This window comes from Salinisphaera japonica YTM-1 (assembly GCF_003788585.1).
In the GTDB taxonomy this organism is placed as follows: Bacteria; Pseudomonadota; Gammaproteobacteria; order Nevskiales; family Salinisphaeraceae; genus Salinisphaera; species Salinisphaera japonica.
The window spans coordinates 31,534-45,307 of record NZ_AYKG01000056.1; the positions used below are offsets into that span (position 1 = coordinate 31,534).

Genomic DNA, 13,774 nt, shown 5'->3' on the forward strand with positions numbered 1-13,774 from the left:
TCGTTTGATTTCACGGTCAACGACACGCCGGTACAGGCGGTTGACGACAGCTTGACCACAGGCGAGAACACACCCGTTTCTGCCGATGCGGATAACGGCGTGCTGGCCAACGATCGCGACGTTGACGGCACGCCGCTCACGGTCGGTCAGGTCAACGGCCAGGCCGACAATGTCGGCTTGAGCGTGGCCGGCAATAATGGCGGCACGTTCGTCATCAGTGCTGACGGCAGCTACAGCTTTGATCCGGGTACAGATTTCGATGCCCTGGCCCCCGGCCAGACGGCATCCACCTCGGTGACCTATCTGCCGGTCGGCGGGGACACGCCGGCCACGCTCAGCGTGACGCTCACCGGTGCCAACGACGTACCGACGACGACCGGCATCGCGCCGATCACGGCCAACGTCAATGCGCCGGTGCAGGTATCGCTGGCCGATGCCTTCAACGATATCGACAACGGTGACCGCCTGAGCTTCACCGCCGACGGACTCCCGCCGGGGCTGAGTCTGGATGCCGACACCGGCGTGATCAGCGGTACGGTCGGCCCGGACGCTGCCCGCGATATGCCGTATCAGGTGATCGTGACCGTTACCGACGGCGCGGGTGCCAGCGTGAGCACGGCCTTCGATTATCGCGTGGTCGACAATCCCGCCACGGCGATCGACGACACGGCAACGACCGACGAGAACACCGCCGTCCAGCGTGATGCCGCCAACGGCGTGCTGGCCAACGACCGCGACGACGATACGCCGAACCCGGTCGTGGGCGCGGTCAACGGCCGGCCCGGCAATGTCGGCATGGCTGTTACCGGCAGCCAGGGCGGCACGTTCATCGTCAACGCCGACGGCAGCTACGCGTTCGATCCGAACGGTGCCTTCGATAACCTGGCGGCCGACCAGAGTGCCACCACCCAGATCACGTATCAGGTGGGCGCCGGCGGCGACGGCGCCACGGCCACGCTCGTGATCACGGTGCAGGGCGTCAATAATGCGCCGACCACGATCGGTGCGATCGACGACGTCGCCGCGCGTGACGGCCAGACCGTGGCGATCGGCACGGCGGATGTGTTCGCCGATGCCGATCGCGGCGATGTTCTGGTCTATAGCGCCGACAATCTGCCGGCCGGGCTGGCGATCGATGCCGATACCGGCCTGATCAGCGGCCGGCTGGCTGGCGACGCCTCGCAGCAGGGTCCGTTCACCATCGTGGTCACGGCCACCGATGGCCAGGGGGCGGCCACGACGGCGCGCTTCACGTTGGACGCCACCAACATCGCGCCGGTCGCGGTCAGCGATAATGCGACCACCGGTGCCCAGGCCCCGGCCACAGGTAACGTGCTGGCCAACGACCGTGATGGTGCACCGGATACCGATGCGCTGACGGTGATCGGCGTGGGCGGTCGTGCCGACAATGTGGGCAACCGTCTTGCTGGTAGCGTCGGCGGTCAGTTCACGATCATGGCCAACGGCGATTATCGCTTTGAGCCGGGCAACGACTTCGCCGGCCTCGCGGCCGGCCAGTCCGCCAGCACCCAGGTCAGCTATCAGGTTAGCGATGGCCAGGGCGGCACGGCCACCACGACGCTCGTGGTCACCGTGATGGGCGTCGACGATGCCCCGACGGTGGTCGCGCCGATTGCTGACGTATCCGCCAACGACGGTACCTCGGTCCAGATCGAGACTGCCGGCGCGTTTGCGGACCCCGATGCCAACGCTGTGCTGACCTACACCGCTGACGGTCTGCCTGACGGCCTGATGATTGATGCCGACACCGGGCGCATCACCGGTCAGCTCGGCGCTAACGCCTCTGATAACGCGCCGTACTCGGTCACGATCACCGCCACCGATCAGGGCGGGAATCAGGTCACCGATACGTTCGTCATTCGCGTGAACGATCAGGCAAGTGTTGCCATCGATGATCGCGGCACGACCGGCGAAAACACGCCGCTCGTCGTCAATGCCGCCAACGGCGTGCTGGCCAACGACATCAACCCGGACGGCGATACGCTCTCGGTGGTGGCGGTCAACGGCGGGCCCGATCGTGTCGGCCAACGTGTTGTCGGTAGCCAGGGCGGCGTCTTCACGCTCATGGCCGACGGCAGCTATCGCTTCGAGCCGGGGGCCGATTTCGATCGCCTGGCCCAGGGCGAGCAAGCGATCACGAGCATCACGTATCGTGTCTCCGGTGCGGCCGACGGCACCGATACCGCCACCTTGAGCGTGGCGGTCACGGGCGTGAACGACGCGCCCAACGTGGTGACGCCGCTGGTCGATCGGCGTGAGGCCGAGGGCGCATCGGTCGCGATTGCCACCGCCGGCGCTTTTGCCGACGCGGATCGCGGCGATACGCTGCGTTTTGCGGCCACGGGCCTGCCGAGCGGGCTGACGATCGATTCCGGTACCGGTTTGATTACCGGAACGCTGGCTCGCGACGCGGCTGCCAACGGGCCCTACACGGTCACCGTGACGGCCACCGACAACTTCGGCCAGAGCATCGACAGTCGCTTCATGCTGACGGCGTTCAACCGGCCGGTCAGTGCCGTGGCCGACACGGCCGCGGCCACCGCGGATCGCACGCTATCGGTCAACGCCGCTAACGGCGTACTGGCCAACGATCGCGACGGCGACGGAGATCGCCTGTCGGTCGCGGCCGTCAACGGTCGCGCTGAGGCCGTGGGTCAATCCGTGGTCGCGGCCAACGGCGGGCGATTCACGATCGCCGCCGACGGCAGCTATGTATTCGATCCGAACGGCGATTTCGCCAGCCTCGCGGCGGGCCAGACGGCCACGACGTCGATCCGCTACACCACGAGCGATGGCCAGGGCTCGACACAGGCCACCACGTTGTCGGTCACCGTGACCGGCGTGAACGATGCGCCGATCGTTGTCGCCCCGCTGGCGGATATCAACGCCAACAACGGCGAACGGGTCTCGATCCCGACGAGCGGCATCTTCCGCGACGTCGACAACGGCGATCGCCTGTCGTATCAAGCCGACGGCTTGCCCATCGGTCTGGCAATCGACCCCGATACCGGGCTGATCACCGGTCAACTCGCGGCCGATGCCAGTAACCGTGGCCCTTATACCGTGGCCGTCACCGCGACCGATACGCGCGGCGCCACGATAACCAGCCAGGTGACAATTAGCGTGGGCGAGCGTCCCACGGTGGCCATCGATGATACGAACCGCACCACAGAAGGCGCGGCGATCGATATCGCAGCCCCCGGCGTGCTGGCCAACGATCGCGATCCCAACGGCGATGGCCGCACGGTCGTGGGTGTCGCCGGCACCAGCCAGGTCGGCACCGAGTTGGCCGGCACCAACGGCGGTATCTTCGTCATCAATGCCGACGGTAGCTATCGCTTTGATCCGGGCCAGGATTTCATTGGCCTGGCCGCGGATCAGACGGCGACGACCTCAATCACCTACCAGACCGCCAACGATGTCGGTGGGCAGGACACGACACGCCTGACCATCACCGTCGACGGCCAGAACAACGCGCCCACCGTCGTCACCCCGCTTGCGCCGCAGGCCGCGCGCGACGGCGATACCGTGGCGCTCGCCACGGCCGGCACGTTCGCCGATGCCGATCGCAGTGATCGGCTGAGCTACAGCGCGACCGGCTTGCCAGCCGGGCTGGCCATCGATGCTGATACCGGCCGAATCACGGGTCGTCTGGCCGCCGATGCATCGGCCGGCGCGCCTTATACCATCGTGGTGACGGCGACCGACGGCCAGGGCGCCTCAGCCCAGTCGCAGTTCGCGCTCAGCGTGACCAACCCGGCCCCGGTGGCCGTGGACGATACGGCGACCAATACGGCGGGCGCTGAGACCACGGGCAACGTGCTGACCAACGATGCCGACGGCGCCTTCGACGACGACACGTTGCGCGTCGATCGTGTCCGTGGCCGTGCCGATGGCGTTGATGCGGCTGTTCGCGGCAGTCAGGGTGGCCTGTTCACGCTGGGGGCCGACGGCAACTATTCGTTTACCGCCAACGGCGATTTCGATCGCCTGGCGGCCGGTGCCACGGCGACCACGTCGATCACCTATCGCGTGGCCGACGGCCAGGGCGGCACCGATACGGCCACGCTTGCGGTCACGGTCACCGGCGTGAACGATGCGCCCGCCGTGGCGCGTGATCTGGCTGATCGTAGCGATACCGACGGCCAGACGATTCGCCTGGATACAGCGGCCAATTTCAACGATGCCGATATCGGCGATCGCCTGACCTACCAGGCCGACAATCTGCCGCCGGGGCTATCGATCGACGCCAATACCGGCGTGATCCAAGGGCGCCTGACGGCCGATGCATCACTGAGGGCGCCGTACCAGGTCAGCGTGACGGCAACAGACGCCGCCGGCGCGTCGGTCACCAGCCAATTCACCTGGCGCGTGGTCAACCTGGCACCGGTAGCCGTCGATGACCGGGCCACGATTGACGCTCGTAACGCCGGTGCCGGCAGCGTTCTGGCCAACGATCGCGACGCCGCGCCGGACAACGATGCCCTGCGCGTGGATCGCGTAGGCGGTCAGGCTGATGATGTCGGCCAGAGCGTGGCCGGCAGTAACGGCGGCCGGTTCACGGTGGCTGCCGACGGCAGCTGGCGCTTTGATCCGAACGGTGCCTTCACCGGTCTGGCGGCCGGCCAGCAGGCCGATACGCGTATCAGCTATCGCATCACAGACGGCCAGGGCGGTAGCGCCACGGCCAACCTGGTGGTCACGGTCACCGGCGTCAACGACGCGCCCACCGTCGTGAACCGAGCCGATCCGGCGCCGGTCTTCGACGGCGATCGCATCAATCTGTCGGTCAGCGAGCGATTCGCTGATGCCGACCAGGGGGATGTGCTGTCCTATGCCGCCACCGGTCTGCCTGAAGGCCTGATGCTCGATCCGGCCACCGGGCGTATCTCGGGCCGGTTGGCCAGTGATGCCTCGGCTGACGGGCCCTATGTCGTGACGCTTACCGCGACCGATCGCCAGGGCGGCCAGGTTTCGACCGATATCCGCCTGACGGTGAACAATCGTGTGCCGGTCGCCGCCGATGACGCGGTGTCTGCAAGCGCCGATCGTCTGGCCCAGGCCAACGTGCTGGACAACGACCGCGACGGCCTGGCCGATACCGATACGTTGTTCGTCGACCAGGTGGCCGGCTCGGCCGACAACGTTGGTGTGGCGGTTGCCGGCAGCAACGGCGGCCAGTTCGCCATCGCAAGCGACGGCAGCCTGACGTTCACGCCGGGCAACGACTTCGATGCGCTGGCGCCAGGCCGCACGGCCAGTACCGCCATCACATATCAAGTCTCCGACGGTCAGGGCGGCGTGGCCACGGCTCGTGTCGTCGTCACCGTTACCGGCGTCAACGATGCACCGCGCGTTGTCGAAGCGCTTGACGATCGTCGGGTCGCTGACGGCAACGCCGTGGTTATCGCGGCCGGGCAAGCGTTCGCCGATGCCGATACCGGCGATCGGCTGAGCTACAGCGCCACCGGCCTGCCGGCCGGGCTGACCATCGATGCCGAGACCGGCACCATTACCGGTAGCCTGGGCGCCGATGCCTCTCAGGCCGGGCCGTATCGCGTGACCGTTACGGCCACCGACGGCGCCGGTGCGCGTATCTCGAGCCCGTTCACGCTGACGGCCACGAACGTGGCCCCGGTCGCCGCGGCCGATCGTGTCTCGACCGGTGAGAACACGGTGGCCAGTGGCAACGTGCTGAAAAACGACGTCGACGGCGGGGCCGATCGCGATCCGCTGGCGGTCTCTCAGGTCGATGGGCGAGCTGATGCCGTGGGCACGGCGGTCGCCGGCAGTGCAGGCGGTCGTTTCACGATCGGTGCCGACGGCCAGTACCGCTTCGATCCGGGTACGGACTTCGATGCGCTGGCGGATGGTCAGAGCGCCACCACCCAGATCACGTATCAGGTCAGCGATGGCCAGGGCGGTGCCGATACAGCGACCCTGACCGTCGTGGTCGCAGGCGCCAATGATGCGCCGGTCGTGGCCGGGCCCACGCCGGATCAGACGGTCTCGCGTGGGCAGGACATCGTCATCACCGCCGGTGATGCGTTTGTCGATGCCGAAGGCGGGCCTTTGTCTTATAGCGCCGACGGTCTGCCGGCCGGGCTGGAGATCGACCCGGACACCGGCCGCATTACGGGTACGATCGGGCCGGATCAAAATGCCGGGCCGTATACGGTGACCGTGACCGCACGGGACCCGGGCGGTGCCACGGTCAGCGATCAGTTCACGATCACGGCACCCAACGCGGCGCCGGTGGCCGTGGCCGATAACGCCACGGTCGATCAGAACACGCTGTCCACCGGCAATGTGTTGGCCAATGATCGCGACGCTGACCGCGACACCTTGCGTGTCGCCCAGGTCGCCGGCAACGGCGACGACGTGGGTCAGGCCGTGGCCGGCAGTGCCGGCGGTCGGTTCACGATTGATGCCGACGGCGGGTTCATTTTCGATCCGGCCGGTGACTTCAACGGTCTGGCCGCGGGCGAGCGCGCCACGACATCGGTGACCTATCAGGTCGCCGACGGTCAGGGTGGCTTTGACACAGCCACGCTCACGATCACCGTGACCGGCGTGGACGACGGCCCGGTGGTTGCCAACCCGACACCGGCCCAGTCCGCGGATGACGGCCAGCGCGTGGCGATTGCCGCAGGCAACGCCTTCACAAGCCCGGACGGTGCCAATCTGACGTTCGCCGCGGATGGCTTGCCCGACGGCCTGATGATCGATCCCGAAACCGGGCTGATCACGGGGCAGCTGGGGTCTGATGCCTCGGTCGGCGGGCCGTATGCCATCGTGGTCACGGCTACCGATGGCAACGGCAATACTGCGATCGATCGCTTCACGCTGAGCGCGGCCAACCGCGCTCCGATCGCGGTAGCCGATACAACCCGCACGGGTGAGAACACGCCTGCCAGCGGCAACGTCCTGGCCAACGATCGCGACGGCGGCAATGATCGCGACACCTTGCGCGTGGGCGCGGTCAACGGCGCAGCCGGTAACGTTGGTGATGCGATTGCCGGCAACGCGGGCGGCACGTTCGTGATCAATGCCGACGGCAGCTACACCTTCGATCCGGGCACGGATTTCGATGCGCTGGCAGCCGGCGAGACCGCCACGACCTCGGTTACTTATCAGGTCAGCGACGGCCAGGGCGGCACGGCCACCCAGACATTGGCAATCGTGCTCGAAGGTGCCAACGATGCGCCGGCGATCGGCGATCAGCCGCTGGCGCCGCAGACCGCGCGCGATGGCCAATCCATCGTTCTGGGGCTTGGTGGGGCGTTCTTCGATATCGACGGCGACACCCTGACCTATGCGGCCGACAACCTCCCGCCCGGGCTGGCCATCGATACCGAAACCGGGCTGATCACCGGCACGCTGGCCAACAACGCCTCCAACGGCGGGCCGTATCAGGTCACGATCACGGTCAGTGACGGCAATGGCGGCATGGCCAGCCAGAGCTTCACATGGACGGTGATCAACGAGCCGCCGATCGCAAACGACGATACGAACGCCACCTCGGCCGACGATACGTTGACAGTTGGCGCCGACGACGGCGTGCTGGCCAACGATATCGATCCCGACGGCGACGGTATCGTGCTTCGGAGCGTGTCCGGCTCGGCCGACAACATCGGTCAAACGGTGGCCGGTACCAATGGTGGCCGGTTCATGATCGCTGCGGACGGCAGCTATCGCTTCGATCCAAACGGCGACTTCGACACTCTGGCCGCCGGTGAGACCGCCACCACGACCGTGGTCTATACGATCAACGACGACGACGGCGGCACCGCCGAAGCGCGTCTTGTCATACAGATCACCGGCGTGGATCAGGCCCCGACCGTGGTGCGCCCGACGCCGGATCAATCGGCTGGCGACGGGCAATCGGTCGTCATCGCGGCAGGCGATGCGTTCGCTGATCGTGAAGGCGGGCCCTTGAGCTACGCCGCCGACGGTCTGCCAGACGGCTTGATGATCGACGGTGAAACCGGCGTGATCAGCGGCGCTCTGGGCGCGGATGCCAGTGCGAACGGGCCATATACGATTGTCGTTACGGCCACTGACGCCAACGGCAACACCGTGACCGATCAGTTCGTGATCACACCACGCAATATCACCCCCGTAGCGACGGCCGATACGGCGACAACCGACGAGAACACGGCCACGAGCGGCAACGTGCTGGGTAACGATCGCGACGGCGCACCGGATAACGACGCGCTGCAGGTCGTGCGGGTCAACGGCGATGGCGATGCCTTGGGTCAAGGCGTGGCCGGCAGCAACGGTGGCGTGTTCGTCATCGGCGCCGACGGCCGTTATCGGTTTGAGCCGAACGGCGATTTCGATACGTTGAACGCCGGCGAGGCCGCGACCAGTTCGGTCGTTTATCAGATCAGCGACGGCCAGGGCGGTTTCTCTACGGCGACGCTAACGGTCACGATCAACGGCGTGGCCGATGCCCCGACGGTGGTCATGCCGATCGATGATCGCATCGTCTCGGACGGCGAACAGGTATCGATTGCCACGGCCAACGCGTTTGCCGATATCGACAGCGACACGCTGAGCTACCGCGCCGACGGTCTGCCGGACGGCCTGATGATCGACGGCGACACCGGCGTGATCAGCGGCGCGCTGGGCGCTGATGCCAGCGCGAACGGGCCCTATACGATCGTGGTCACAGCTACTGACGCCAACGGCAACACCGTGACCGATCAGTTCGTGATCACCGCCCGCAACGTGGATCCGGTGGCCCAGCCTGATCGGGGCCGCACCGACGAGAACACCGCCACGAGCGGCAACGTGCTGGGTAACGATCGCGACGGTAGGCCGGACAATGATCGGCTGCGCGTCGGTGCGGTCGATGGCCGCGCGGCGAATATCGGCCGTGCCGTGGCCGGCAGCAACGGTGGCGTGTTCGTCATCGGGGCCGACGGCCAGTACCGCTTTGATCCGAACGGCGATTTCGACGATCTGATCGGCGGCCAGACCCGCACCACGACGGTGACCTATCAGGTCGCCGACGGCCAGGGCGGCACCGACACGACCGAACTCACCATCGTGGTCGAGGGCGTCTTCGAGTCGGGTGAGCTGACCGACGATACGGTGCAGTTCGGTGATAACTATCGCAAGGACATTACCGGCGCGTTCAACGATATCGGGCTGACCGGGCCGCTGAGCTACAGTGCTGCCGGGCTGCCGCAAGGTCTGACCATCGACCCGGTTACGGGTGTCATCCGGGGCAATCCGGTCGCGCTCGGCCCGTTCACGGTCACGATCGTGGCCACTGATGCCAACGGGCGCACGGTCACCGCGGACTACGGCGTACGCGTGCTTTCACCGGCGGTGATCTACGACAACGGCCCGAGCGGGCCGGTGTTGATCGCGCCCGGTGGCATCGGCCTGGGGACACTGCCGATCGGCGGGTTCGTGGGTAACGGGCTCAACGAGCTCGAGCCCGACTCAACGGCCGATTTCGAGTTCGGCGTGGCCACCCGGCTGCGTGATGATCTGGATCTCGACGGCTTTGGCAGCGTGTTCGACGTGAATTTCGCCACGCCGAAGATTCATTATCAGGCGACCCAGACCGACGGCAGTACGCTGCCGGGCACGCTCACGATCAACGCTGATACCGGCGAGATCTCGGGCCTGCTGCCGACCGGCATGAGCCAGGCACAGCTGACCGTGATCGCCATCGACGACCAGGGCGATACCCGAACCCGTGAGGTCTGGGTCGATGCCATGGGCCGAGCGATTGCCGGTGCCGGTGATCGGGCACTGGCCGAACGTCCTGATCTGTATCGCCGCAGCGAAATCACGTTGATTCCGGGCCAGGACGCGACGCGAACGCGCCTGGAGGAAGACCGTGGCAACCCGATGCAAGTGGTCGATGTTCGCTTGAACGGTCGCAACGTGTTCATTGATATTCAGGATCCGGAGGCCGCCAACGCCGTCGAATACACGGCCCGTCTGGTCGACGGCGGCGCTTTGCCGAGCTGGCTCCTCTTTGATCGTGATTCGGCCGATCTATCCGGTCACCTGCCAATCGGTCAGAATGAGCTGCACGTGCGTATCGTCGCGGTCGATCAGGACGGGGGCATGCGCGTGCTCGATCTCGATGTTCGTGTCGACGAGTCGGGCAAGTCGGCGGCGCAGGGGTGGCGTTCGTTGTCGGATGAGGCCGACCGGGCGCTATCGGCCAGTGGGGACCGCAGCGCGGACAGTCGTGGCGCACGACTGGCGGCGGCATTGAAGTTCAATAACTAAAGCATCGGTTTAAAGACCGTTACATGGGCGACCGGCTGTATCAGGGAGAAAACATGCGTTTCACACAACGTTCAAGACAGTGGCTGGGGGTGGTCAGCTTGGCCGTGGTCACGACAGGCTGTGCCGTTAGCCCCGATCCGTTGACACGCGACGAGTTGGCCGATCAGGCACGTGCGGATATGGCGGTGCTGCGCTCGGGCCAGCCGGCGATCGATACGCCGCTGAGCCAGGAAGACGCCGTGGCGCGCGCGATCCTCTATAACCGGGATCGACACGTGGCCAGCATGAAGGCGGCACTGGCGCGCAATCAGCTCACCACGGCGAATTTCCAGATGCTGCCGAGCCTGACCGCATCGGCCGGTTACACCACGCGCAGTGAGTTCGCCGCGACCCAGAGCGTGCCGTTCATCGATGGTTCGCCGCGGCGTGAGCTGGGCAACGATATCTTCAGCGTGGGCCAGGAGAAAAACCGCACCACCTACGGCGTTGACTTCACCTGGTCGATCCTGGATTTCGGGTTGTCTTATGTGCGTGCCAAGCAGCAGGCCAACCAGTATCTTGTAACGGTCGAGGAAGAACGCAAGGCGGTCCAGAACCTGGCACACGAGACCCGCACGGCCTACTGGAAAGCCGTGTCGGCCACCGCACTGCTGGATCGTGTGGGCCCGCTGATGGACAAGGTCAACGGGGCCGTGGCCAACAGCCGCGAAATCACGCGTCAGCGTATTTCCGATCCACTGACCAATTACTCCTACGAGCGCAGCCTGCTGGACGTCAAACGGGCGTTGCAGAGCCTGCGCGAAGAACTGATCGGCTCGCGCGAGAAACTGGCGCAGCTGATGGGCCTGCCGCCGGATACGGTCTATCAGCTGGCAAGCTACGAGGCCGACGAGCTCGAAGCGCCCAACGCCGTGTTTGATATTGACACGATGGAAAACACGGCCCTGCTGCAGCGTCCGGAAATCCTGTCGGCCAGTTATCGCAAGCGTATTGCCCGCGATGACGTGCGTGCTGCCTTGTTGCAGATGTTTCCCGATTTGAGCCTGTCGGCCGGCTATCAACAGGACAGCAACGACTTCCTGCGCTACAACGACTGGGCCAGCGCCGGCGCCTCGATCAGCTATGACCTGCTCAATATCTTCGAGACCAAAGCCAAATACGACGCGGCCAAGACCAGCGTGGAGGTCGCGGATCAACAGCGTCTGGCCACCGCACTCGCCGTGCTGACCCAGGTGCATCTGGCCGCACTCGAATACCGCTCGGCGCGCGAGCAACTGTCCACGTCGACCAGTTATCTGCGCGTGTCGCGCAGCATCTCCGATCTGGTCTATAACCAGTCGCAGGCCGGCTCCACCGGTCAACTGACCGCGATCAAGGAACAGCTGAACTCGCTGGTCGCCGAGCTGCGACGTGATCTGGCCTATGCCAGCCTGCAGAACGCCTTCGCCCGGATCTATCAAAGCATCGGGCTGGATCCGTATCCCAAGGATGCGGGCGATACGCCGGATGAGCTGGCCGCCGCGATCTCGCGTCGACGGGCGGCCTGGCAGGCGGGTTATATCGGCGTGGTCATCAAACCGATCGCTAACCAGGGCCCGGTATTGACGACACGCGATGGCACCACGCAGCCCAGCTTCACCTTCGCCGACGATACGTTCACCGTCGGTGGCGATGTGACCTATCAGGCCACGAGCGAGAACGGGGCGCTGCCGAGCTGGTTGCGTTTTGACGAAAACAGCCGCACCTTCTCAGCCGCCACGGGCGCGCCGATCCGTAATACGCCGATCACCGTCACCGCCATCAATGGCGAAGGGGTCTCGGCCAGCGACTCGTTCGTGCTGCAGACCAACTTTGGCAGTTCCTGAGCCGGTGCCGGATTTGTCGACGACGTCTATCGATACCACGGTCGAACGCGGGCCCAGTGCGATCACCTATCGCCGGCTTGAGACCCTGAGCGCCACGGCGCATCGGGATCTCAAGCTGGCGGGGCAAAACGATTATCGTTTTGCCGCGGCCACGGCGCAGGTGCCGTTGGTGGCCGAGGAGATCACCGAGGCGGCCAAGCATTTCCCCATCGTGTTCACGCGGGCGGGTGACGATATTCAGCCGGTCGCCCTGATGAGCCTGTCAGAAAATAACAATGTCTTTGTCGGCAGCGACGGGCGCTGGCAGGCGCGTTATGTACCGGCCTGGTTACGGCGTTATCCGTTCACCTTTGCCCGCCAGGCCGATGATGATCCGGCCGACGGCTCGGCGACAGCCGACGATGCCCAGCGTCTGGTCGTGATGATTGATCGCGGGGCACCGCATTTCAGCGCCGATGCTGGCCAGCCGTTGTTCGTGGCGGCCGGCGAGAATGCTGACGATGGCGTGACCCGTGGCCCGGCCATGGATCAGGCGCTGGATTATCTGGAGCGCTACCGGCGGGCAAGCGTGTCGGTGGCCGGTTTGGTCTCTGGCCTGGCCGGCGCGGACGTGCTGGTTGAACGCAGCCTGGATGTCTTTACGAAGGCCAGGCACGCCAACCGGATCGGCGGATTGCAGATCGTCGATCACGAGCGGCTGATGGCCTTGACCGATGCAGAACTCGGCCAATGGACACGTAACGGTCTGCTGGAGATCGTGCATGCGCACTGGCAATCGTTGACCAATTTCCGCCGTCTGGCTTAGAGGCATCCGTCTATGACATTCAAGACATCGCAGGCAACGGTCGTGCTGTGTGCTGTGGCCGGGCTCGGCATGGGCCTTGGCAACACGGCATCAGCGGCCCAGCGGGCCCAGATCGAGGCGCTCTACAGCACCACGATTTCCAGTGAGGTATCGGGCCGGATCGACAAGATCGGTTATCGCGAGGGCGAATCGTTTAACAAAGGGGCCACGCTGGTTTCGATCGATTGCACCTCGTATGCCGCCGAGCGTGATCGCGTGGCGGCCAAGCTGGCCAGCGCGCAGGCCAAGCGCGATAACCAGGAGAAATTGGCGCAGCTCCAATCGGCCGGCAAGCTCGAGGTGGATCTCGCGCGCCTGGGCGTCAACGAATCGGCCGCGGAGCTACGCGCTGCACGGGCCAACGTGGCGCGTTGCAGCATCAACGCGCCGTTTGCCGGACGGGTCAACGGTCTGGAGGCCAGCCTCGGCCAGAGCATCAAGCCACAGGACAAGCTGATGACCGTCGTCGGCCAAGAGCTCAATGCGCGGGTCATCGTGCCGGCCAACTGGTTGTCGTGGCTGAAAAAAGATGACGCCGTGAATCTGTCGGTGTCGGAAACGGGGACGCCGGTCACCGCGCATGTCGTGCGTATCGGCGCGGCGGTGGATCCGGTCAGCCATACCATCCCGATCTGGGCTCGCCTGGACAAGACGGCCGATCTGCGCCCGGGTATGACCGCGCGCGCCGAGTTTCCAGGCGCCCCGGACAACGCGGGCTCGAAGAAGAAACAACCAGACACCACACCCAAACCCGACGCCTCGGCGTCTTGATAGCCTTGCAGGC

Annotated in this window: 4 protein-coding genes (1 of these 4 cut by a window edge); all 4 read left to right on the forward strand. The window is 65.6% G+C overall.

Annotated elements, in window-relative coordinates:
• Tightly spaced (at most 53 nt apart), the 4 genes in view from SAJA_RS13235 to SAJA_RS13250 form a layout consistent with a single transcriptional unit that may run on beyond the window.
• Positions 1–10,281, forward strand: partial view of an Ig-like domain-containing protein gene (locus SAJA_RS13235; protein ID WP_123659143.1) — the final stretch only. Its footprint begins 21,108 nt before the window's first position; only the last 10,281 of its 31,389 coding nucleotides appear in the window; its start codon lies off the left edge, out of view; its stop codon occupies positions 10,279–10,281.
• A gap of 53 nt (positions 10,282–10,334) precedes the next feature.
• A complete protein-coding gene (locus SAJA_RS13240) occupies positions 10,335–12,146 on the forward strand; it encodes a TolC family protein (protein ID WP_184999889.1) in 1,812 nt (603 codons plus the stop codon).
• Positions 12,147–12,159: 13 nt separating this feature from the next.
• Positions 12,160–12,951: a SapC family protein gene (locus SAJA_RS13245; RefSeq protein ID WP_184999890.1), complete on the forward strand. Its 792-nt coding sequence runs from the start codon at positions 12,160–12,162 to the stop codon at positions 12,949–12,951.
• Between the two features lie 12 nt (positions 12,952–12,963).
• Positions 12,964–13,761, forward strand: coding sequence for an efflux RND transporter periplasmic adaptor subunit (locus SAJA_RS13250; RefSeq protein ID WP_123659146.1), 798 nt, complete (start codon positions 12,964–12,966; stop codon positions 13,759–13,761).
• Positions 13,762–13,774 lie beyond the last annotated feature (13 nt).